Raw genomic sequence first — 23,168 nt, forward strand, 5'->3', positions numbered from 1 at the left:
GGTGAAAACAGTGGAAATTTCACTACGTCCAGCAGCTGCATCAAAGGTAAACTGCGATGAAAAAGTAGCTGCTAGTAAGACTCAGGGTTTTTTGGAAGAAATCGTTCAGCAGCTTAAGCAGCTAGATGCGCAGTCTTTAGCGCGCGGGGAGAAATTATCCGATGAACATGCGGTAGATGGAGACGTCTTCAAGGCGGTCGGATTAATGGCGATTCAGTTAAGCGAAGCAGAAGATGAAGAAGATGAACCGTCTGTCTTGTACGAACATCTAGCTGAGATGATCAGTAGTATTCCAAGTAGTCTAGATTTGGAACAGCCGCTTCTAAAGCTGCAGCACGTGTTAACAGACATGCAGCTGGCACCTGTTTCATCTGAAACAGACAGTCAAGAACAATATTTGTCTTCTATTTCTACCTTGTTGACCATTTGTAAAAATACATCATCTGCGTTTCAAACGGAGTTCGCTCAGCTCATGGAAGAACTACAAAAACCGCAGCTGCAGTCAGTGACCCTTTCGAATTCGCAGCTTGAGGGTTTGCGGAAAGCTGCTGCTGAAAAAATAGAGAAAATTCATAAACAACCACGTGTATTAACCGATACCTTACATGAAAAGCGCTCAGCTGGTTTCTTCGCCGTTGTTCATGCGGCCCCAAAAAGTTCTGTAAGAGATATGGACGCTGTTCATAAAGAGGAAAAAGTGCCATTTTTGAATCAGCTTCCATGGAAAAAAGATGTGGTTTTACGTAACGAAAGTATGGATAGGGATAGTTCAAAAAAAGATAGTGAAATTTCTTTCACTGCTAGCACGGCCGGGGCGACGTTAGAAAATCATCCATCATCTTTCAGATCTAAAGAAGTACCCAAAATCCAAGAGTTTTCTATTGATCTAGGGAAAGTAAAATCTGATCATCAACAGTCTGACAATCTGTTAAATGAGCTGCAAAAAATATGGAGTAAAGCTTCGCTCAGTGCTGAAGAGGGAAGATCCAAGCTTTTCATTACGTTATTTCCAAAACAGCTAGGGACGATTTCAATTGAAGTGCTTCAGCAAAAAAATGAACCGATTACGCAAGTGGTTGTATCGTCGGCGAAAACAAAAGAGCTGTTAGACGTCAATCTTGCGACTTTACGGCAAGTTCTGACTTCCCAGCATGTATCGGTTGATAAAGTCGATGTGGTCGCTGTTCAAGCAGCTCTAGAAAGTTCTGTAAAAGATATGAACGCTTTTGCTAAAGAAGAAAAAGTGCCGCAGTTTTCTATTGATTTAAGGCAAGTGAAATTAGATCATCAACAGTCTAATGATCTGGTAAACAAGCTGCAAAAAATATGGAGTAAAGCTTCGCTCAGTGCTGAAGAGGGAAGATCCAAGCTTTTCATTACGTTATTTCCAAAACAGCTAGGTACGATTTCAATTGAAGTGCTTCAGCAAAAAAATGAAACGACTGCGCAAGTGGTTGTATCGTCGGCGAAAACAAAAGAGCTGTTAGACGCCAATCTTGCGACTTTACGGCAAGTTCTGACTTCCCAGCATGTATCGGTTGATAAAGTCGATGTGGTCGCTGTTCAAGCAGCTCTAGAAAGTTCTGTAAAAGATATGAACGCTTTTGCTAAAGAAGAAAAAGTGCCGCAGTTTTCTATTGATTTAAGGCAAGTGAAATTAGATCATCAACAGTCTAATGATCTGGTAAACGAGCTGCAAAAAATATGGAGTAAAGCTTCGCTCAGCGCTGAAGAGGGAGCATCTAAGCTTTCTATTAAGTTATGGCCAGAGCAGCTAGGTACGATTTCAATTGAAGTGCGTCAACAAGATCATAAAACGACTGCGCAAGTAGTTGTATCGTCAGCGAAAACAAAAGAGCTGTTAGACGCCAGCCTTTTCAGATTACGACAAGCTCTCACGTCTCAGCATGTATCCGTTGATCAAGTCGGTGTGGACGCTGTTCATACATCTTCAGAAAGTTCTGCAGATACAAACACAACCGGAGCGACAGTAGAGAATCAGCCATCATCCTTTGGAAGTGGAGAAATGCCTAAGCTTCAGCAGTTCTCTATTTATCTAGGGCAAGCAAAATCTGACTATCAACAGTCTAGCAATTTGGTAAACGAGCTTGAAAAAATATGGAGTAAAGCTTCGTTCAGTACTGAAGAGGGAACATCCAAGCTTTTCATTAAGTTATTTCCAAAACAGCTAGGTGCGATTTCAATTGAAATGCTTCAAAAAGACAGTGAAACGGTTGCGCGAATTGTCGTATCGTCAGCAAAAACAAAAGAGTTATTGGACGCCAACCTTTCAACTTTGCGGCACGGTCTCGCGTCTCAGCATGTGTCAATTGATAAAATCGATGTGCTACTGTCGGAACAAGCGGTGTCGTACAACAATGAAAACGACCAGCAAAAAGAAAGACAGGAAAAAGAAGCGTTTAAAAAAGAAGAAGAAGATCAAGATTCACAGCAATTGGAAGGATCGGCTTCCTTTCTATCTTCTTTTGAAGCAGCGCTCATTAACTACAACGTATAGGTGATAACAATGACAAATGAAATTACGTCTGACTTGTATTTAAGCAATAGAGACACACCAGTGAAGCAAACGGGAAACAGCTCGCTTGGCAAAGATGACTTTTTGAAGCTTTTGATTGCTCAGCTTCAAAATCAAGATCCAATGAATCCAATGCAAGACAAAGACTTTATTGCTCAAATGGCTCAGTTTTCATCTCTTGAACAAATGACAAATATGAGCACATCGCTCAATACGTTTGTAACGCAGTCTCAGGCTTCTCCTATTTTAAAAGGAAGCGAATTAATTGGGAAAACCGCTGCATGGTTAGATGAGGAAGGAAATAAAAAGCAAGGAGTCATTTCGACAGCATCCGTCAAAAACAATGAGGTATCGTTTGGGATCAATGATGAAAATCATACGGTACTTTCGCTAAACGATATCTTAGAAGTAAGCAGTTAACCAACCAAATTTAAGGAGTGATTTTATGTTACGTTCGATGTACTCAGGAATCAGCGGCATGAAAAATTTTCAAACTAAATTAGATGTCCTAGGAAATAACATTGCCAACGTTAATACATACGGCTATAAAAAAGGACGTACAACGTTTCAAGATTTAGTAAGTCAGCAGGTAGCAGGAGCAACAGCACCGGGAGCTAACCGTGGAGGTGTTAATGCTAAACAAGTCGGTTTAGGTTCGCAAATTGGCACAATTGATACAGTTCAAACGGCAGGAAGCATTCAGTCAACGGGACGTCCGCTAGATTTAGCTATTGCTGGGGATGGGTATTTTGTTGTAAATGATGGAAGCACAAATTATTACACAAGGGCAGGGAATTTTTATTTGGATAGCAGCGGTAATTTGGTAACGGGTGATGGACTGTACGTACAAAAAACTGGAGGAGGGAATATCAATATTCCTTCAACAAGTAAAAGCTACAGTATAGGAGCAAATGGGAAGGTTAATATCACAGATGCTAACGGAAATATAACTCCAAATACACCAACAATTGAACTTGCTAAATTTGCAAATAATGAAGGACTCCAAAAGGCAGGAGGAAATTTATTTGCTCAAAGCGTAAACTCAGGAAATCCTTTGCTAGGAGCTCCAGGAGCCAACGGTACAGGAACCTTCGTCTCAAGCGCCCTTGAAATGTCCAACGTCGATTTATCGGAAGAATTCACGGACATGATTGTTGCACAGCGCGGATTTCAAGCGAACACAAGAATTATTACAACATCCGATGAAATACTGCAAGAATTAGTGAATCTAAAACGATAGGCGGGAGGAAGGAGTAGGTATTACTCCGGTTAATTATGATCACTTTAACAAGGCTAAACGGCAAAACATTTACGTTAAATGCGCTCTACATCGAGCAGGTTGAGGCATTTCCTGATACGACCATTACGCTAACGAATAACAAAAAGCTAGTGGTAAAGGATTCAGTTGAAGAAGTGAATGAGAAAGTGACGAGCTATTATCAGCGAATTAACGTATTAGGGCTTCAGCAAACGACGGAGGAATAAAGTGTGTTTAAAAATAAGCTAATTAGTAAGATGATTATTATCATGCTTTCTCTTACTTTAATAGGAAGCGTTGCTGTTATCGTGACGCTAAAGTATACAGAGCAGGCAAGTACTGAAAAAGGTCCATCTATCGACGATGTGATCAAAGCTTCTGTGGATGTAACGGATATTAAAACAAATTTAAAAAGCAATAACTACATCAGCATCTCTTTTAAAATTCAAATGGATAGTAAAAAAGCAGCGGCAGAGCTTCAAAAAAGAGATTTTCAAGTAAGGGACATTATTATCAAAAGGCTCTCAGATATGAGCGCTCAAGATTTTGAAGGAACGCAAGGACTCAGCACGTTAGAAACAGATATTGCAAAGCAAATTGATCAATTAATGGAAAACGGACATGTTGTTAAAATTTATACAACGTCTAAAGTGCTGCAGTAAAGAAAAAGGGAGGGAAGCTAGTGGCAGGGGATGTATTATCACAAAATGAAATTGACGCCCTATTATCCGCGTTATCAACCGGAGAGATGGATGCGGATGAGCTAAAAAAGGAAAATAAAAAACAGCGTATTCGTACATATGATTTTAAACGCGCCCTGCGTTTTTCAAAAGATCAGATTCGCAGTTTGACGCGAATTCATGAAAATTATGCGCGCATGTTAATCAACGTCTTTTCGGCGCAGCTTCGTAACGTTGTACAAGTGTCCGTTGTATCAGTGGATCAAATTCCGTATGAGGAGTTCATTCGCTCTGTTCCGAAAGTAACCATCTTAAACGTGATAGCCGTCCCTCCTTTAGAAGGGCATATCATTATGGAAGTCAATCCGAACATTGCCTATGCGATGCTTGACCGCTTGCTTGGGGGACAAGGCGAGAGCGGTGGGAAAATTAGTAACTTAACGGAGATTGAAACGAGCTTGGTTCGAAACTTGCTAGAGAAAACGTTAGACAGTATGAGAGAAGCTTGGAGTTCTATTGCGGAAATTGAACCTGAAACATCAGAGTTTGAAGTGAATCCTCAGTTTTTGCAGGTAATTTCACCAAATGAAATTGTCATCGTCATTTCATTAAACGTACAAATTGGAGATGAAACGGGCATGATCAATCTATGTATTCCGCACGTGACGCTTGAGCCGATTGTGTCCAAACTGTCCGTTCATTACTGGATGCAATCTTCGAAAAAAGAACCTAACGTACAAGAGGTTGAGCAGCTAAAGGAACAAATCAATGATGCGGAATTGCAGGTTGTAGCCGAGCTAGGAAAAGCGGATATTTCAATTGAAGATTTCCTAGCATTAGATGCGGGAGATGTTATTCGACTGCAAACAAGCGTTCATAATCCGTTAACTATTTACGTCGGAGAACAACCTAAATTTATTGCACAGCCTGGAAAAGTCAGTCGGAAAGTCGCTGTGCAAATTCTAGATGATGTTAAGAGGAGGAACGAAAGGAATGAACGATGACATGCTTTCGCAAGATGAAATTGATGCGTTGTTAAAAGGAACTTCTTCACTTGACGAGTTTTCAGAGCCGAATAAGTCAAGTCAAGTAGATGATTACTTTACGGAAATGGAAAAAGACGCGCTTGGCGAAATTGGAAATATTTCGTTTGGCAGTTCAGCAACAGCGCTATCGGCTTTATTGAATCAAAAAGTCGATATTACCACACCGTTTGTATCGCTCGTATATAAAGAAGAGCTGACGGATGAATTTCCAAATCCTCATGTCGCTGTACAAGTTCAGTATACAGAAGGCTTTTCTGGTACGAATTTGTTAGTTATTAAACATGAAGATGCAGCTGTTATTTCAGATTTGATGCTTGGTGGAACGGGTGAGAATCCGACGGAAATCATGGATGAAATTAAGCTGAGTGCAGTGCAGGAAGCGATGAATCAAATGATGGGTTCTGCAGCGACGTCTATGTCCACGGTATTTCAAAAGAAAATTGATATCTCTCCGCCGAGCTTAGATATTTTAAATATTCAAAAAGGGGAAGGCACAGAGCTTATTCCCCAAGATGACGTCTTTGTAAAAGTCTCTTTTAATTTGAAGGTAGGCACATTAATCGATTCGAATATTATGCAGCTTTTATCGATATCTTTTGCCAAAAGCTTGGTGGAAGAGCTTTTAGTTCCAAGCGCAGAAGATACGGCAGCTTCTATTGAAAAAGAATCAGATCTTAACGAAAAGCAAACAGAACCGCCGGCCGCTGAATACATACAGCATGAAGAAACACAGCAGGCAGAAACTGTTCATGTACCAGTTGATGTTCAGCCCGCATCGTTTTCAGAGTTTGAGCACGTGTCTTCTCCTCAAGGGGATTCACGAAATTTAGACATGCTGCTTGATATCCCGCTTCAAGTTACCGTGGAGCTTGGAAGAACTAGGCGAACGGTTCAAGAGATTTTAGCATTATCTTCTGGTGCAATCATTGAACTTGATAAACTAGCGGGCGAACCAGTAGATATCTTGATTAATAGCAAATTAATAGCAAAAGGTGAAGTGGTCGTCATTGACGAGAATTTTGGCGTTCGCGTAACCGATATTATTAGTCAAAGAGACCGTATTAACAAACTAAAGTAATGATTTTTAGGAGGAGTAGAGATGGGAAACCAAATTTTAATTGTAGATGATGCTGCATTCATGCGCATGATGATTAAAGATATTTTAACGAAAAATGGATATGAAGTAGTAGCAGAAGCGGCAGACGGCCAGCAGGCTGTGGAGTTATTTAAAGAGCATGCACCAGATCTTGTCACAATGGATATTACGATGCCTGAAATGGATGGAATTACGGCCTTAAAAGAAATTAAAAGCATAAAAAGTGATGCTAAGGTGATCATGTGTTCAGCCATGGGCCAGCAGGCAATGGTGATTGATGCGATTCAAGCAGGGGCAAAAGATTTTATCGTTAAGCCTTTTCAAGCAGATCGAGTATTAGAGGCAATTTCAAAAGCAATTGGATAAACAACAGATTGGCGGGGCTTTCCCGCTAATCTTACACTATGTTGAAGTAAGAGGTGGCAGACATTGCTGCGAAAGTTCGTAATTGCTGCGCTGTTAATAAGCGTATTAGCAGGATCAAATCAAATCGTTTATGCAGAAAGTGGATCTGCATCCGTAAAAGAATGTTTGGAAAAAACGGAGAAGTGTTCAGAGAATGAGAGTACTGATTCAAAAGAAAAAACTGAACTCCAGGGGACGCCTACACTTTCAGCTGGAGATATTGTGAAGATGATATTCGCGTTTTTACTTGTAATTGGGCTGCTTTTTGCGCTCTTAAAATTTGTAAATAAAAAAGGGAGGCTGCTGCAAAAAAATAAAGTAGTACAAAACTTGGGTGGTACAAATGTTGGAAGCAGCAAATCTGTACAAGTAGTTAAAGTTGGAAATCAGCTTTTTATCATCGGAGTCGGTGAAAATGTGCAGCTTCTTTCAGAAATTACAGGGCAAGAGAAACAGCAGCTGCTCACGCAGTATGAGGAACAACAGAAAAACGAGAGCGAATATAAAGTCGTACTACCGTCTTTTTTAGAAAAATTGACTTCTAAAAAAGAAGAGAAATCTAGTCATTCTTTTCAGCAGCTTTTTCAGCGAGAAATGAATGAAATGAAAATAAAAAGGCAAAACGTACTGAAAGAGTTAGAAAGGAACAAAAAGAACGATGAATGAAGTGATGAATCTCTTTAACTCGAGCAGTCCTACAAATATTTCCACGTCTGTCCAGCTTTTGTTGCTGGTGACGGTGTTTTCGGTAGCTCCTGGAATTTTAATTATGATGACCTGCTTTACACGAATTGTCATTGTGCTGTCATTTGTACGTACATCGCTTGGGACACAGCAAATGCCTCCTAATCAAATATTAGTTGGTTTATCGCTGTTTTTAACGTTTTTTATTATGGCGCCAACTTTTTCTCAGGTAAATGAACAGGCGCTGCAGCCGCTTTTAAAAGAAAAAATCACGCTGAATCAAGCCTATGAAAAAGCAGCTGAACCAATGAAAGAATTTATGAGTGCTCATACAAGACAAAAAGATTTAGCTCTTTTTTTAGAATATGCGGATATAGATAAACCATCCTCTGTTCAAGATATTCCCTTAACTGCGCTCGTTCCGGCTTATGCAATCAGTGAGCTAAAGACAGCATTTCAAATTGGATTTATGATTTTTATTCCTTTTCTCATTATCGATATGATTATAGCAAGCGTGCTGATGTCTATGGGAATGATGATGCTTCCTCCCGTTATGATTTCGCTCCCGTTTAAAATTTTACTATTTGTACTGGTTGACGGCTGGAATTTAGTTGTTAAATCATTATTAATAAGTTTTCAATAGGTGATAGACAATGAATGGAGAATTTGTCATTTCGTTAGCAGAAAAAGGCGTGTATACGATCTTAATTGTATCTGGCCCTTTATTGCTGCTGGCCCTTGTAGTTGGGCTCATTATTAGTATTTTTCAAGCAACTACCCAAATTCAAGAGCAAACTCTTGCTTTTGTTCCTAAGATTGTAGCGGTCTTAGTAGGGATTGTATTTTTTGGTCCGTGGATGTTATCAAAAATGATTTCATTTACATATGAAATTTTTTCAAATCTGTATCGGTACGTAGGCTAGCTATGAGTCAGTTGATTTTATCCTATCCCGCGTTTTTACTAGTGCTAGTGCGGGTAACGTCTTTTTTTATTACGGTTCCGCTATTTTCATACAAAACGATTCCCGCAGTTCATAAGGTAGGTTTGTCTGCCTCGCTATCCGTCATTATTGCGACAACAATTGATTTACCCGTCGTTTCGTTAGATGCACAGTTTGTACTTTTAGTAGTAAAAGAATGTGCTGTTGGGTTGTTTATTGGTTTGACTGCGTATGTATTTATTATGGCTATTCAAATTGCCGGAGGTCTCATCGATTTTCAAGTTGGGTTTGCGATTGCCAACGTAATAGATCCGCAGACAGGGGCGCAAAGTCCGATACTAGGTCAATATTTATATGTATTTGCTCTCCTATTTTTATTATCGACCAATGGACATCATTTATTAATAGACGGCATCTATAATAGTTATTTAATTATTCCGTTAGACAAAGTAGCTTTCCCTGTGGGAAGCCAAGCATTTGCTACACACATCATAACTGTTTTTTCATCGATGTTTTTAGTAGCTGTTCAAATGTCTTTGCCTTTGGTAGGTTCATTATTTTTAGTCGATATCGCGCTTGGAATTGTCGCAAGAACCGTCCCGCAGTTAAATATTTTCGTAGTGGGGTTTCCGGTAAAAATTATTGTTGCCTTTATTTTGCTGATTGTCGTGATGGGGAGCATGTTTTATATGATGCAAATCATATTTGAACAAATGATAGAAGCGATGCGCGCGATGATCCGCATATTAGGAGGGGTGTAGCTTTGTTTTTAGTGAAAGTTGATTTGCAATTTTTCGCGGGAGAAAAAACGGAAAAAGCTACACCTAAAAAAAAGCAAGACTCTAGAAAAAAAGGACAGGTAGCTAAAAGTCAAGACGTTACAACTGCGCTCATCCTTTTAATGGTTTTTCTTTATTTTTTGTTTGGAGCCAAACAGTTTTTACAGCAAATGATGAAGTTGTTAAGAGAAGCTTTTCAAACGTATATGCTTGAGGAAGTGACGGCAGAGCGCGTATTTGCGATGTTTAAGCACCTTCTTCCTTCAATAGCTCTTGCAGCAGGTCCTGTTATGCTCGCAGCTTTTATTGCTGCGCTCGGAGCGAATTATATGCAGGTGGGTATTCTTTTTTCCACGGAGGCTCTTCAGCCTAAGTTAGAAAAGATTAACCCTATTAGCGGAGCCAAACGGATTTTTGCCATGAGAGCGCTGGTAGAACTAATCAAGTCAACGCTGAAAATTATGTGTATCGGAGCCGTCACGTTTTTTATCTTATGGATTCACATAGAAGATGTATTAAATTTATCTCAAAAAAGTATAGGGGACTCGCTGGTTGTGCTGTCTAAGCTTGTTTTTCAAATGGGACTTGCAGCCTCGCTTATGCTTTTATTTTTATCGCTGCTTGATTATTTGTACCAAAAGTTTGATTTCGAGAAAAATATTCGAATGTCAAAGCAAGATATCAAAGATGAGCATAAAAACATTGAAGGGGATCCTCTAATCAAATCAAAAATAAAGCAAAAGCAGCGGGAAATGGCAATGTCTCGCATGATGCAAGAAGTTCCAAAAGCAGATGTCATCATTACAAACCCCACTCATTATGCCATTGCTTTAAAATATGATGAAGAAAAAATGGATGCTCCCTATGTTGTAGCCAGCGGCGTAGATTTTATTGCTCAAAAGATTAAAGGAATCGCCAAAAGCCATGAAATCATTATGGTAGAGAACCGCCCGCTGGCAAGAGCACTTTTTGACCAAACTAAAGTAGGAGATACAGTACCCGAAGAATTTTTTAAAGCGGTGGCTGAAATATTAGCTTACGTATACCGCATTCAAAATAAAATGTAACGTTACGCTATTGTAAGGAGAGAAAAATTAATGTCTGCAAGAGAACTGCCAGTTGTTATAGGTGTTGTACTCATTATCGTTATGCTTGTTATTCCGTTGCCTTCATGGTTATTAAGTATTTTAATCATGATTAATATTTCTCTTGCGCTGCTTGTACTGCTCGTTTCCATGAATATGAAAGAACCTTTAGAGCTATCGGTATTTCCGTCTTTGCTGCTGGTTCTTACGCTGTTTCGATTAGGTTTGAATGTATCGACGACACGTTCAATCTTAGGAACAGGGGAAGCAGGCGGAGTGGTGGAAACATTTGGCCACTTCGTTATTGGAGGCAATCCTTTAGTGGGCTTTGTTGTCTTCATTATTTTAATTATCATTCAGTTTCTCGTTATTACAAAAGGAGCGGAGCGTGTTTCTGAAGTAGCCGCCCGCTTTACCTTGGATGCGATGCCGGGTAAACAAATGAGTATTGATGCAGATTTAAATGCAGGTATGATTTCAGAAAAGCAAGCAATTGACCGCCGTGAAAAAATTCAGCGCGAAGCAGATTTTTATGGAGCAATGGATGGAGCCAGTAAATTCGTCAAAGGTGACGCCATTGCAGGGATTGTCATCACCCTTATTAATATCTTATTTGGGATTATTATCGGCATGCTGCAAATGGGAATGTCCATCACTGAAGCATCCCAAACCTTTACTTTGTTAACAGTAGGCGATGGGTTAGTGAGTCAAATTCCAGCCCTTATGATTTCAACAGCGACAGGTATTATCGTCACTAGAGCTGCTTCAACAGGTAATTTGAGCGAAGATATTACACAGCAGCTGTTTGCTTTTCCAGTTATGCTTTATGTCACTGGGGGAACGATTGCGGCTCTTGGTTTAATTACGCCAATTAATGATGTTATTACAATGCCTATTGCTATTTTGTTAGGAGTGGGAGGCTATTATTTATCTCGGTCTAAGCATCAGGCGGTTCGTGAAGAAATGGCGCCTACTGAAGAAGAGATGGAAGACAATGAAATGAAAAGTCCGGAGAGTGTTGTCAATCTATTAAGCGTTGATCCAATTGAATTTGAATTTGGGTATGCATTAATTCCGCTTGCTGATACGAATCAAGGAGGCGATCTGCTCGATCGAATTGTGATGATTAGGCGACAGCTGGCACTTGAGCTAGGATTAGTCATTCCGGTTGTTCGCATCAGAGATAACATTCAGCTTCAGCCCAACGAATACTGTCTTAAAATAAAGGGCAATGAAGTGGCAAAAGGGGAGCTGCTGCTCGATCACTATTTAGCAATCAGTCCGGGAATGGATGATGATTTGATTGAAGGAATTGATACGTTAGAGCCAGCTTTTAAGATGCCTGCAAAATGGATTAGTGAGTCGGTGAAGGAGCAGGCTGAGATGTTCGGGTATACCGTTGTTGACCCGCCCTCGGTTGTGTCTACGCACATAACAGAAGTTATAAAATCGTATGCGCATGAGCTGATTGGAAGGCAGGAGACAAAGCAACTAATCGATCACACAAAAGAAACATATCCTATTTTAATTGAGGAAGTAACGCCTAATCCTCTTTCCGTTGGAGACATTCAAAGGGTACTGGCAAAGCTTTTAAAAGAAAGCGTCTCAATTCGAAATTTACCCATTATTTTTGAGGTGCTGGCCGACTACGGAAAAATGACGTCAGACACCGATTTGTTAACTGAATATGTCCGGCAAGGGCTCGCAAGACAAATTACCAGTCAATACACGGTCCAAGAAGGTCTGCTTCGAGTTCTTACCCTTTCAGGAAAAGTTGAAAAAACGATGGCTGTTCAACAAACGGAGCATGGGAATTATTTATCACTAGACCCTAACGTTTCACAAGCTATCGTAGAAAGTATAGCCAAGCAAACAGAAACACTTTCTTTTCAAGAACAGTCTCCAATTGTGTTATGTTCTCCTGCGGTGAGGATGTACGTGCGTCAAATCACTGAGCGGTATTTTCCCCATATGGCGGTTTTATCATATAACGAGCTAGAAGCAAATGTTGAAGTTCAAAGTGTTGGAGTGGTGGATATCTGATGAAAGTAAAAAAATACGTAGTAGCATCCATGCCGCAAGCTATGAAAGCCATTCGTTCAGATTTAGGTGAGGAAGCGGTTATTTTACATTCAAAACAAATTCGAACAGGAGGGTTTCTTGGCTTATTTACTAAGGCGAAAATAGAAGTATTGGCAGCTGTCGATTCCGTAGAAAAGCGGAGCGTAAAGAAGAATTCATCGCCGCCAGAACCCAGTATGGAAGATAATCAATCTTTTATGAAGCAGCAGCTCAGTGAGTTAAATACTCTTGTCTCACAAATGAATCAAATGCCAAAGGTTTCTTCAGGTTCATATCCAGAAGCAGTGGAGGATGTGTTTGCCTATTTGCATTTGCAAGAAATAGACGAAGCTATTTTAAAAAGCATAGAGGCTCCTATGCTAGAGTACTACTACTTACATCGCCCTAACTCAAATCAACTTATGGAGTGGACGAAGAGCTGGTTTGTCAATCAGTTTAAAGCAAGTGAATGGAGCGGTCCTTTCAAAAAATATGTAAATGTAGTAGGACCAACAGGTGTCGGTAAAACAACAACTCTTGCTAAATTGGCCGCAAAATGTGTCCTGGAACACAATCAAAAAATAGCATTTATTACAACTGACACGTATAGAATTTCAGCGATTGAGCAGCTCAAGACGTACGCTTCGATCTTGAATGCGCCTTTAACGATTTGTTATAACGGAGCAGATTTTAAAAAAGCTTTGCTAGAAACGGAAGCATACGATGTGATTTTTATTGACACAGCAGGCCGTAACTTTTTAGAACAGCAATATGTAAATGATTTAAAGAAAATTATTACGTTTCAAGAAGAGTTGCAAACGTTTCTTGTTTTAGCCCTAACGTCAAAAGTATCAGATATGAAAGCTGTATATGAACGTTTTGCTAGTCTGCCTGTTGATCAATTGATTTTTACGAAGCAAGATGAAACCACCCGTAAAGGCTCGCTTTTAAATATGTTATATCATTGCGGCAAGCGGGCTGCTTTTACAACAAATGGGCAGGATGTACCAGAAGATGTTTCGGCATTTAAAATAAAAGAGTTTATTGACGATGTGTTTGGAGATTGTAAAGATGAATGATCAAGCAGCAGTCTTAAGAGAAAAAGTGTTAAAGAAGCATCAAAGCTCTTTAAGGAATTGTAAAACACTAGCCGTGTTAAGCGGAAAAGGAGGAGTTGGAAAGTCGAATCTATCATTAAACTTATCTCTTGCGCTAACGAAGCAAAAGCAAAGAGTTCTTCTTTTTGATATGGATATAGGGATGGGAAATATTGATATTTTGATTGGGCAAACTGCTTCATATACGATGGTCGATTTGCTAGAAAAAAAGCTTTCCATCCAGCAAATTGTTAAAAAAGGTCCTCAAAATTTAGCTTATGTGGCTGGTGGAACAGGAATTTCCTCTGTATTTGAATGGTCTCCATCAGATCTTGCTCATTTAATACAAGAATTGAATTCGTTAACAAATCAATATGATTATATGATTTTTGATATGGGAGCGGGCATGTCAGAGAGTGTGCTTAAGTTTTTAAAAGCTGTAGATGAAATGATTGTGGTCACAACACCAGAGCCTACATCTATAACAGATGCCTACGCTGCTATTAAGCTAGCAGCTTCCTATTCTGTATCAGCACCGGTTCGTCTTATTATTAACAAAACGCTTTCTGACAAAGAAGGAAATGAGACGTATGAACGATTTAGCCAAGCTGTTCAGCAGTTTTTGAACATATCTATTTCTCTATTAGGTATTGTACCAAACGATCAAGCTGTTCAGAAAGCGGTCAATCGCCAAACGCCTTTTTTGCTTCAAAATCCAGCATCTAAAGCGAGTATATCACTAATAGAAATGGTGAGTATTCTTATTCCCCAAGACAATAGGATAACGGCTAAAAACGAGGGAATGTTTATTCGGCGCCTCAAACGATTTTTTCTTGAAAGGTAGGAAATTAGAGTGAATGAAATAAAGGTGCTTATTGTAGATGATTCTGCATTTATGCGAAAACTAATCGGCGATTTTTTAGCATGTGACAGTCGTTTTCACGTTGTGGGTACCGCACGCAACGGTGAAGAAGGGTTAAAAAAAGCGCTCGAGCTGTCGCCAGACATTGTGACACTTGATATTGAAATGCCCAAAATGAATGGCTTAGATATGTTAAAACAGCTCATGCGTGTGAAGCCCCTTCCTGTTGTCATGTTATCGAGTACAACAATAGAAGGTGCTGAAAATACGCTGACCGCTATGCAGTACGGCGCAGTTGATTTTGTTGCTAAACCTTCGGGAGCTATTTCGCTGGACTTACATAAAGTGAAAGATGAGCTTATCTCTAAACTATTGCTTGCTAGTAAAGCCAACATATCTTCAAGCAGTCATCAGCACGTGCAAAACAGCAGTGTATATAACCTCCCGATGGGGACGAAAGTGAACAAAATGATTTGTATTGGCACTTCTACTGGAGGACCGCGGGCGCTGCAAGAAGTATTATCAACTGTTTCAAAAGACATAAACGCACCTATTTTTATTGTGCAGCATATGCCTCCAAATTTCACAAAATCATTAGCGGTTAGACTAAATCAGCTAGCTGCTATTGAAGTGAAGGAAGCAAAAGACAATGAAATCGTGCGCTCAGGATGTGCTTATATTGCGCCTGGAGGTTTTCATATGACGGTTGTAGAGAAAAAAGGACAGCTCAGCATTTGTTTAGATACTTCTTCACCTGTAAAGGGACATCGCCCCTCAGTGGATCGTTTGTTTCAGTCGATTAGTAAAATTTTAGGTTATCAAAAACTTGCTATTGTGTTGACAGGAATGGGTGCCGATGGAACGGAAGGGGTTATTGATTTAAAGAAAAATAAAGACGCGCTTATATTGGCTGAATCGGAAGAAACAGCTGTCATTTATGGGATGCCCAAATCAGCCGTTTCTACAAAACTTGTTGATTATATTGAACCGCTGCGAAACGTTGGAAGCTTTATTTCTCGCTACGCACAGAAATAGGAGGGAAAGTTACGATGGATATGAATCAATATCTAGAAGTGTTTATTGAAGAAAGCAGGGAACATCTTCAAAACGTTAATGACCAGCTAATGCGTTTTGAAAAAAATACCGATGATCTTGGCTATGTAAACGAAATTTTTCGGTCTGCTCATACGTTAAAAGGTATGTCTGCAACAATGGGATTTGATGATTTAGCACAATTAACTCACAAAATGGAAAACGTGTTAGATGCTGTTCGAAATCACCAACTCGACGTTCATACGGAAGTTCTTGATGCTTTGTTTGAATCAGTCGATGCGCTAGAAATAATGGTTCAATCTATTTCTGAAGGCGGCGATGGTCAGCTTGATGTCAAATTGCTTGTTCAAAAGCTGCAGCGTATTGTAGCAGAGGAACCCGTAGCACAGCATGCAGCTTCTTCCATTGAGTACGATGAATTAGTACAAACGCTACTCAGCCAAACAGCAGACCAAGGGTTTAACGCGTTTGAAATAACCGTACAGCTTGAACGCACCTGCTTATTAAAAGCTGCACGCGCTTATATGGTATTTGATGTGTTAGAGCAAGCAGGAGACGTCATTAAGTCAGCGCCAACTGTTCAAGATATCGAACAAGAAAAATTTGAATCATCTTTTATCGTTATATTAGTAACAAACGAATCACAAGAAAAGCTGCAGGCGAGCATTATGGAAGTCTCTGAAGTAGAAAGTGTGAAAATTGCTGCGGTCCCCGTAAAAAAGGAGACAGAAATGGAGGAGCTTGTTTCACCAGAAGTAGCAGCAGCCATACAGGAAGTTACTGTGTCAGCACCTTCTAAATCGCCTGTTGAAGAGAAAAGACAGCCCTCAAATAACAAGACGATTCGAGTTAATATTGACCGTTTGGACAGTCTCATGAACTTGTTTGAAGAACTAGTTATTGATAGAGGCAGGTTAGAACAAATATCAAAAGAATTGAATAATAGCGAATTAGACGAAACGGTAGAGCGGATGTCTCGTATTTCGGGAGACTTGCAAACGATTATTTTAAATATGCGTATGGTGCCTGTAGAAACCGTTTTTAATCGTTTTCCCCGTATGGTGAGACAGCTTTCAAAAGATTTAGGGAAACAAATTGAACTTCAAATTGTCGGAGCTGATACAGAGCTGGACCGGACCGTCATTGATGAAATTGGAGATCCGCTTGTTCACTTATTAAGAAATGCCGTTGACCACGGAATTGAAATGCCTCAAGCACGCTTAGAGAACGGAAAGAATGAAAAGGGAACGATTCGCCTTAAAGCTTATCATAGCGGAAATCATGTCTTTATTGATTTAGAAGATGACGGGGCGGGCATCAATCGTGAAAAGGTACTGCGAAAAGCGTTGGATCGAGGAATTATTGATGGGAAAACAGCTGAAACGCTGACGGATAAACAAGTGTACGAGCTCATTTTTGCTTCGGGCTTTTCGACGGCTGAGCAAATTTCAGATGTTTCCGGACGAGGAGTAGGTTTAGATGTCGTGAAAAACACGATTGAATCGCTAGGGGGTTCTGTAACGATCGATTCTAACGAAGGATACGGTTCGCGTTTTTCTATTCAACTGCCGCTCACTCTGTCTATCATTTCTGCTTTACTCGTGCAAATGAGTGAAGAGCGCTATGCCTTGCCGCTTTCTTCGATTATTGAAACAGCTATTGTTCAGCCCAAAGAGGTCATGCATGTACACGGTCAAAAGGTTATTGACTTTCGAGGAGCCATTATTCCTCTTCTTGATTTAAAAGAACTATTCACTGTGCCTAACTCAGTACAAGGTGATCGTTATTCAGTAGTCATCGTGAAAAAAGGAGAAAAGACCGCTGGGCTAATTGTTGATTCTTTTATCGGTCAGCAGGAAATTGTTTTAAAATCTCTAGGTCATTATCTGCCGGGTGTGTTTGCTATTTCAGGAGCCACGATTTTAGGGGATGGACAAGTAGCACTTATCATTGATTGCAACGCTTTGATTAAATAACAAATGCTGTAAAAAGAAAGGGAGAAAGGCATGAAAATTATTGTGTTTCAATTAGGAGACGAGGAGTACGGAATCTCAGTAGAAGAAGTGCAGTCGATTGAAAAGATTCAGCACATAACACGCGTTCCTGGAGTAAAAGAATATGTAAAAGGTGTTATTAACCTTCGCGGTGTTATTACACCGATTATTGATTTGCGCACTCGTTTTAACTTGCAAGAACAGCTTAACCATGAGCTGACACGTATTATTATGGTTCGTCTTAATGATGTAGAAGCAGGTTTGATTGTCGATGCGGCAAATGATGTAGTGGATATTGATGAAAAAACGATTGCTTCAGTGCCTGAAACAGTTGAAGGAACGGCTGTAGAATACTTAAACGGAGTCGTTAAAGTAGATAGCCGTTTAATTGTTCTTCTAAATTTACCTAAAGTGCTCTCTTTAGAAGACCACCTTCAGTGAGTCAAACGAATAATGGATATCACGCTGAAGGTTCTAGGAGTTGAAGAATCGTGAGAGATGATAAACAAGTAATTAAGGTAGGAATTGCCGAGATGAATGTTACACATGCACCCGCAGTGCTTCGAACAGCGGGATTAGGATCATGTGTAGGAGTTGTCGTTTATGACTCTATTCACTCAGTAGCTGGGCTCGCCCATGTGATGCTTCCGGATTCAAGCGGAGCTAAATGTCCTTTTAATAGAGCAAAATATGCAGATACAGCCATTTTTGATTTGATAAATATGTTGATTAAACAAGGCGCACATAGAAAATTGTTAAAAGCAAAAATAGCAGGAGGCGCGCAGATGTTTCAATTTGAACCAAGAAATGATGTCATGCGAATTGGCCTTCGAAATGTTCAAGCAGTAGAGAGAGAGCTGCATAGAAACAGTGTAGAAATTGCAGCAAAAGCTACAGGAGGACACAACGGACGCACAATTGAATTTGATCCTCAAACGGCTATTTTAAAGGTTCGTACGATTAACGAAGGGATAAAAACGATATAAAGCGCGCTCTGACCGTTTAATAGCGCTATAAAAAGGAGTTGAAAGACCCTTGAAAAGTATACAAGAAGTTGAAGAACATAAAATTTGGCAGGAATGGATAGAGACGAAAGACTCACATGCGGGAAACATGCTTGTTAAAAAGTATATGCCGCTCGTTAACTATCACGTTCAGCGGATTAGCGTGGGGCTGCCGAAGAATATTCATAAAGAAGAGCTTCGTAGTTTAGGGTTAATCGGTCTTTACGATGCTTTGGAAAAGTTTGATTACGGTAGAGACTTAAAGTTTGATACATATGCGTCTTTTCGAATTCGAGGGGCGATAATAGACGGGCTTCGTAAAGAAGATTGGTTATCAAGAAGCGCAAGGGAAAAGACGAAAAGGATTGAGCAAGCAACAGAAGCACTTGAACAAAGGTACTTGCGCAGAGTTGCACCAAGTGAGGTTGCAAAAGAAGTAGGCATGACAGAAGCAGATGTCGTTCATACGATGAATGAAGGCTTTTTGGCTAACGTGTTGTCAATGGAAGAACAGCCGAAAGAGTATGAAGATGGAGAACAAAAATATACGATTAAAGATGAAAAAACGCTCTCTCCTGAAGAGGAGCTAATTAACGAAGAACGATATCAAGAGCTTGCTGAAGTTATCGAGCAGCTAAATGAAAAAGAGCAGCTCGTTGTTTCATTATTCTATAAAGAAGAGTTGACTTTTACAGAAATCGCACAGCTGTTAGGGCTATCTACTTCACGTATTTCTCAAATTCATTCGAAAGCGCTGTTTAAAATGCGTACGAGTTTAAGTAAAATAATTTAGCAAAGAGGTAAAAGGATGGGGTTTTTACTCACAGTTAGTTTTTTAATTCATGGTCTATCACTGTTTTGCATTATTCTTTTATATATGCAAGTGACCAAAGTGAAAAGGATTGAACGCTTGCACCAGCAAAATATAAATAAAATGGAAGCTGCGATGAGTTCATATCTCGCTGAATTTCAAGAACAAAACGAGCAGTTTTTAAGCCAGCTTCGAGAGCGTTCCACTTCGCTTTCTTCGGAAGCGGAAAAAAGCAGCGTAAGATCACCTTTGGTAGATGAAGAAGACGTGCCTGTTCAAAGGGTGGATCTAAAAAGTGAGCCGTCCCAGTCGCTGCATGAACTTCTTTCTATAGAAGAAAATCAGAAGCATATACGCACACCTTTTGATGAATTAACTACAGACCAAATTCAAGATTTGTCAGATGAAGAGATAAAAGAATTTTCTGTTTATTTAAAGAGAAAAGGTTTAACAATTGAAGAAATTGCAAAACATTTACACAGAGGGAAAACTGAAATTAAATTATTATTGAAATTTCATCAATAAACTTAATGAAACGCTTGCTTGTGAAAAAGGAGTGTGCTATATTTGTTTTTGGTGTTATTACACACGCTTGTTGATTCGGTTGATGGTGCTACTTTTTGTAGTTTCGGCTGAAGATGAAATGAGCGGAGGAGACTTAAAACCATTAGGAGGAAAAACACATGTCAGTAATTTCAATGAAACAATTACTAGAAGCTGGTGTACATTTCGGTCACCAAACTCGCCGTTGGAACCCAAAGATGAAGAAATATATCTTCACTGAGCGTAACGGCATCTACATTATCGATCTTCAAAAAACAGTTAAGAAAGTAGAAGAAGCGTACAAATTCGTTAAAGAATTAGCTGCAGACGGCGGTACTGTTTTATTCGTAGGTACGAAAAAACAAGCTCAAGATTCTGTTAAAGAAGAAGCAGCTCGCGCTGGTATGTACTTTGTTAACCAACGTTGGTTAGGTGGTACATTAACTAACTTCTCAACTATCCAAAAACGTATCAAACGTTTAAAAGATATCGAAAAAATGCAAGAAGACGGTACTTTCGAAGTACTACCTAAGAAAGAAGTAGTTCAACTTAAAAAAGAGTTAGAGCGTCTTGAAAAATTCTTAGGCGGCATTAAAGATATGAAACAACTTCCAGATGCATTATTCATCATTGACCCTCGTAAAGAGCGTATTGCAGTAGCGGAAGCTAAAAAATTACACATTCCAATCGTTGGTATCGTAGACACTAACTGTGATCCAGACGAAATTGATTATGTAATCCCTGCAAACGATGATGCAATTCGTGCTGTTAAACTTTTAACTTCTAAAGTTGCTGATGCTATTCTAGAAGCTAAACAAGGTGAAGAAACAGCAGTTGAAACTGAAACAACTACTGCTTAATTCCGTGAAAGGTGATAAGAGGGAATAGCCTTTTATCACCTTTTTTTGAAAAGATTTAACCCATTTATATACATTAATTACATACCCAAACAAGGAGGCTACACATTATGGCAATTACTGCTCAAATGGTAAAAGAATTACGTGAAAAAACTGGCGCTGGTATGATGGATTGTAAAAAAGCGTTAACTGAAACTAACGGTGATATGGAGCAAGCAATCGATTTCTTACGTGAAAAAGGTATTGCAAAAGCTGCTAAAAAATCAGACCGTATTGCTGCTGAAGGTCTAACTTACATCGAAACTCAAGGTAACGAAGCTGTTATCTTAGAAGTTAACTCTGAAACTGATTTCGTTGCAAAAAACGAAGGTTTCCAAAAATTAACAAAAGAATTAGCTGCTCACATCTTAGCTAACAAACCAGCTGACGCTGCTGAAGCTGCTACTCAAAAAATGGAAAACGGTGCAACTGTTGAAGAACACATCAACTCTGCAATCGCTACAATCGGAGAAAAATTATCTCTACGTCGTTTCGCTGTAGCAACAAAAACTGATGCTGATGCATTCGGTGCTTACCTACATGCTGGCGGACGTATCGGTGTGTTAACAGTATTATCTGGTACAACTGAAGAAGCTGTTGCAAAAGACGTTGCTATGCACATCGCTGCAATCAACCCTAAATACATCTCTCGTGACCAAGTTTCTGCTGAAGAAACTGAGCGTGAGCGCGAAGTATTAACTCAACAAGCATTAAACGAAGGCAAACCAGAAAAAATCGTTGCAAAAATGGTTGAAGGTCGCCTTGGCAAATTCTTCGAAGATATTTGCTTACTAGATCAAACATTTGTTAAAAATCCTGATCAAAAAGTACGTCAGTTCGTTGAGAGCAAAGGCGCTACTGTTGAAAGCTTCGTTCGTTTTGAAGTAGGAGAAGGTATTGAGAAACGTCAAGACAACTTCGCTGAAGAAGTAATGAACCAAGTTAAAAAGTAAGGGTTTGACCGTATAGGGAACACTGTGTGTTCCCTTTTTTACAAAAGAGATCTCACCGTTAACGATGGAGGTAAGCATGAGTCAAGCAAAATATAATCGTATCGTATTAAAGTTAAGTGGAGAAGCATTAGCTGGTGAAGAGGGTTTTGGTATTAACCCGTCCATCATCAAATCTGTTGCTGAACAAGTAAAAGCCGTTTATGAATTAGGTGTGGAAATTGCTGTAGTCGTTGGTGGTGGAAACATTTGGCGTGGTAAAATTGGCAGTGAAATGGGTATGGATCGTGCCGCTGCTGATTATATGGGAATGCTAGCAACAGTAATGAACTCTTTGGCCCTTCAAGATAGCTTAGAGAACATCGGTGTGCAAACACGAGTTCAGACTTCTATCGAGATGAGACAAGTAGCAGAGCCTTATATTAGAAGAAAAGCTGTTCGTCATCTTGAGAAAAAACGCGTTGTTATTTTCGCCGCGGGTACAGGAAACCCTTATTTCTCTACAGATACAACAGCAGCTTTGCGTGCAGCTGAAATCGAAGCTGACGTGATCTTAATGGCTAAAAACAACGTAGATGGCGTTTATAATGCGGATCCTAAGCTTGTACCTGATGCTGTAAAATACGAAACATTAACGTATATTGATGTTTTAAAAGATGGACTAGCTGTTATGGATTCTACAGCTTCTTCATTATGTATGGACAATGATATTCCGCTAATTGTTTTTTCAATTACGGAAGAAGGCAATATTAAACGTGCCGTTACAGGCGAAAACATTGGAACAATTGTAAAGGGGAAATAAACATGCCAAAACAAGTGTTGCAAAACGCAAAAGAAAGAATGGAAAAAGCAATTCAATCATTTAGCCGCGAACTAGCATCAATTCGTGCTGGACGTGCAAGCGCGTCACTTCTTGACCGCGTAACGGTAGAATACTACGGTGCACCAACACCAATTAACCAATTGGCGCAAGTAAGCGTGCCTGAAGCTCGTATGCTTGTTATTCAGCCTTATGACAAATCACAAATTGGTGAAGTTGAAAAAGCTATTTTAAAATCCGACTTAGGGTTAACACCTACAAGCGATGGAACTATTATCCGTTTATCGATTCCTGCTTTAACGGAAGAGCGTCGTCGTGAGTTAGTGAAAATGGTGAAAAAATATGCTGAAGAAGCAAAAGTTGCGGTTCGTAACGTACGCCGTGATGCAAACGATGATTTTAAAAAGTTAGAGAAAAAAGGTGAAATTACTGAAGACGATTTACGCGGCTACAGTGATGACATTCAAAAGCTAACGGATGATCATATCGTAAAAGTGGATAAAGTGGCGAAAGATAAAGAAGAAGAAATTATGGCAGTTTAAGTCATTTCAAGGTAAAATATATTGT

26 protein-coding genes are annotated in these 23,168 nt (G+C 39.6%); all 26 read left to right on the plus strand.

The window, feature by feature from the left end; all coding sequences use genetic code 11:
- The first annotated feature begins 10 nt into the window (after positions 1–10).
- The 26 genes from AC0KUU_RS03580 (at position 11) to frr (ending at position 23,143) form a co-directional block, all read left to right on the plus strand.
- Positions 11–2,518: a flagellar hook-length control protein FliK gene (locus AC0KUU_RS03580; protein WP_322552403.1), complete on the plus strand. Its 2,508-nt coding sequence runs from the start codon at positions 11–13 to the stop codon at positions 2,516–2,518.
- Positions 2,519–2,527: 9 nt separating this feature from the next.
- On the plus strand, positions 2,528–2,956 hold the full coding sequence (flgD, locus tag AC0KUU_RS03585) for a flagellar hook assembly protein FlgD (protein ID WP_162214908.1): 429 nt from the start codon (positions 2,528–2,530) through the stop codon (positions 2,954–2,956).
- Between the two features lie 25 nt (positions 2,957–2,981).
- Positions 2,982–3,776, plus strand: a complete 795-nt coding sequence (flgG, locus tag AC0KUU_RS03590; RefSeq protein WP_121945944.1) for a flagellar basal body rod protein FlgG — start codon at positions 2,982–2,984, stop codon at positions 3,774–3,776.
- Positions 3,777–3,811: 35 nt separating this feature from the next.
- Positions 3,812–4,021, plus strand: coding sequence for a flagellar FlbD family protein (locus AC0KUU_RS03595; protein ID WP_025750317.1), 210 nt, complete (start codon positions 3,812–3,814; stop codon positions 4,019–4,021).
- Positions 4,022–4,024: 3 nt separating this feature from the next.
- Positions 4,025–4,456 (plus strand): flagellar basal body-associated protein FliL, encoded by a 432-nt coding sequence (gene fliL / locus AC0KUU_RS03600; RefSeq protein WP_162214907.1) that lies wholly within the window; start codon positions 4,025–4,027, stop codon positions 4,454–4,456.
- Positions 4,457–4,476: 20 nt separating this feature from the next.
- Positions 4,477–5,478: a flagellar motor switch protein FliM gene (gene fliM, locus AC0KUU_RS03605; protein ID WP_028410819.1), complete on the plus strand. Its 1,002-nt coding sequence runs from the start codon at positions 4,477–4,479 to the stop codon at positions 5,476–5,478.
- Complete coding sequence (gene fliY, locus AC0KUU_RS03610) at positions 5,468–6,598, plus strand: flagellar motor switch phosphatase FliY (protein ID WP_280560142.1); 1,131 nt, start codon at positions 5,468–5,470, stop codon at positions 6,596–6,598. Before fliM ends, fliY begins: the two co-directional genes overlap by 11 nt.
- 21 nt (positions 6,599–6,619) lie before the next feature.
- Positions 6,620–6,982 (plus strand): response regulator, encoded by a 363-nt coding sequence (locus AC0KUU_RS03615; protein ID WP_043976490.1) that lies wholly within the window; start codon positions 6,620–6,622, stop codon positions 6,980–6,982.
- 63 nt (positions 6,983–7,045) lie between these two features.
- On the plus strand, positions 7,046–7,687 hold the full coding sequence (locus AC0KUU_RS03620) for a flagellar biosynthetic protein FliO (protein ID WP_097824500.1): 642 nt from the start codon (positions 7,046–7,048) through the stop codon (positions 7,685–7,687).
- Positions 7,680–8,348 carry a flagellar type III secretion system pore protein FliP gene (fliP, locus tag AC0KUU_RS03625; protein WP_322552402.1) on the plus strand — a complete coding sequence of 223 codons (669 nt, stop codon included), beginning with the start codon at positions 7,680–7,682 and terminating at the stop codon, positions 8,346–8,348. Before AC0KUU_RS03620 ends, fliP begins: the two co-directional genes overlap by 8 nt.
- 10 nt (positions 8,349–8,358) lie before the next feature.
- Complete coding sequence (gene fliQ / locus AC0KUU_RS03630; protein WP_016765390.1) at positions 8,359–8,628, plus strand: flagellar biosynthesis protein FliQ; 270 nt, start codon at positions 8,359–8,361, stop codon at positions 8,626–8,628.
- 2 nt (positions 8,629–8,630) lie between these two features.
- Positions 8,631–9,407: a flagellar biosynthetic protein FliR gene (fliR, locus tag AC0KUU_RS03635; protein ID WP_025750309.1), complete on the plus strand. Its 777-nt coding sequence runs from the start codon at positions 8,631–8,633 to the stop codon at positions 9,405–9,407.
- 2 nt (positions 9,408–9,409) lie between these two features.
- Positions 9,410–10,492 (plus strand): flagellar biosynthesis protein FlhB, encoded by a 1,083-nt coding sequence (gene flhB, locus AC0KUU_RS03640; protein WP_322552401.1) that lies wholly within the window; start codon positions 9,410–9,412, stop codon positions 10,490–10,492.
- A 30-nt stretch (positions 10,493–10,522) separates the two neighbouring features.
- Positions 10,523–12,553 (plus strand): flagellar biosynthesis protein FlhA, encoded by a 2,031-nt coding sequence (gene flhA, locus AC0KUU_RS03645; protein ID WP_322552400.1) that lies wholly within the window; start codon positions 10,523–10,525, stop codon positions 12,551–12,553.
- On the plus strand, positions 12,553–13,650 hold the full coding sequence (gene flhF, locus AC0KUU_RS03650; protein WP_322552399.1) for a flagellar biosynthesis protein FlhF: 1,098 nt from the start codon (positions 12,553–12,555) through the stop codon (positions 13,648–13,650). The genes flhA and flhF overlap by 1 nt, the downstream gene beginning before the upstream one ends.
- On the plus strand, positions 13,643–14,512 hold the full coding sequence (locus AC0KUU_RS03655) for a MinD/ParA family protein (protein ID WP_322552398.1): 870 nt from the start codon (positions 13,643–13,645) through the stop codon (positions 14,510–14,512). The genes flhF and AC0KUU_RS03655 overlap by 8 nt, the downstream gene beginning before the upstream one ends.
- A 9-nt stretch (positions 14,513–14,521) precedes the next feature.
- Positions 14,522–15,565: a protein-glutamate methylesterase/protein-glutamine glutaminase gene (locus AC0KUU_RS03660; RefSeq protein ID WP_043976501.1), complete on the plus strand. Its 1,044-nt coding sequence runs from the start codon at positions 14,522–14,524 to the stop codon at positions 15,563–15,565.
- A gap of 14 nt (positions 15,566–15,579) precedes the next feature.
- Entirely contained in the window at positions 15,580–17,559 is a 1,980-nt protein-coding gene (locus tag AC0KUU_RS03665) for a chemotaxis protein CheA (protein WP_165575839.1), read from the plus strand.
- A 30-nt stretch (positions 17,560–17,589) separates the two neighbouring features.
- Positions 17,590–18,018 (plus strand): chemotaxis protein CheW, encoded by a 429-nt coding sequence (locus AC0KUU_RS03670; RefSeq protein ID WP_014458457.1) that lies wholly within the window; start codon positions 17,590–17,592, stop codon positions 18,016–18,018.
- A 50-nt stretch (positions 18,019–18,068) separates the two neighbouring features.
- A complete protein-coding gene (locus AC0KUU_RS03675; protein WP_016765382.1) occupies positions 18,069–18,563 on the plus strand; it encodes a chemotaxis protein CheD in 495 nt (164 codons plus the stop codon).
- A 49-nt stretch (positions 18,564–18,612) separates the two neighbouring features.
- Positions 18,613–19,374: a FliA/WhiG family RNA polymerase sigma factor gene (locus AC0KUU_RS03680; RefSeq protein ID WP_043976506.1), complete on the plus strand. Its 762-nt coding sequence runs from the start codon at positions 18,613–18,615 to the stop codon at positions 19,372–19,374.
- A gap of 15 nt (positions 19,375–19,389) precedes the next feature.
- Positions 19,390–19,917: a hypothetical protein gene (locus AC0KUU_RS03685; protein ID WP_043976509.1), complete on the plus strand. Its 528-nt coding sequence runs from the start codon at positions 19,390–19,392 to the stop codon at positions 19,915–19,917.
- Positions 19,918–20,075: 158 nt separating this feature from the next.
- Positions 20,076–20,795 carry a 30S ribosomal protein S2 gene (gene rpsB, locus AC0KUU_RS03690; protein WP_013058850.1) on the plus strand — a complete coding sequence of 240 codons (720 nt, stop codon included), beginning with the start codon at positions 20,076–20,078 and terminating at the stop codon, positions 20,793–20,795.
- 107 nt (positions 20,796–20,902) lie between these two features.
- Complete coding sequence (tsf, locus tag AC0KUU_RS03695; protein ID WP_013058849.1) at positions 20,903–21,784, plus strand: translation elongation factor Ts; 882 nt, start codon at positions 20,903–20,905, stop codon at positions 21,782–21,784.
- 76 nt (positions 21,785–21,860) lie between these two features.
- Complete coding sequence (gene pyrH / locus AC0KUU_RS03700; RefSeq protein WP_013058848.1) at positions 21,861–22,583, plus strand: UMP kinase; 723 nt, start codon at positions 21,861–21,863, stop codon at positions 22,581–22,583.
- A gap of 2 nt (positions 22,584–22,585) precedes the next feature.
- A complete protein-coding gene (gene frr, locus AC0KUU_RS03705) occupies positions 22,586–23,143 on the plus strand; it encodes a ribosome recycling factor (protein ID WP_013058847.1) in 558 nt (185 codons plus the stop codon).
- Positions 23,144–23,168: the final 25 nt, after the last annotated feature.

It is taken from the genome of Priestia sp. ST2, from assembly GCF_055810735.1.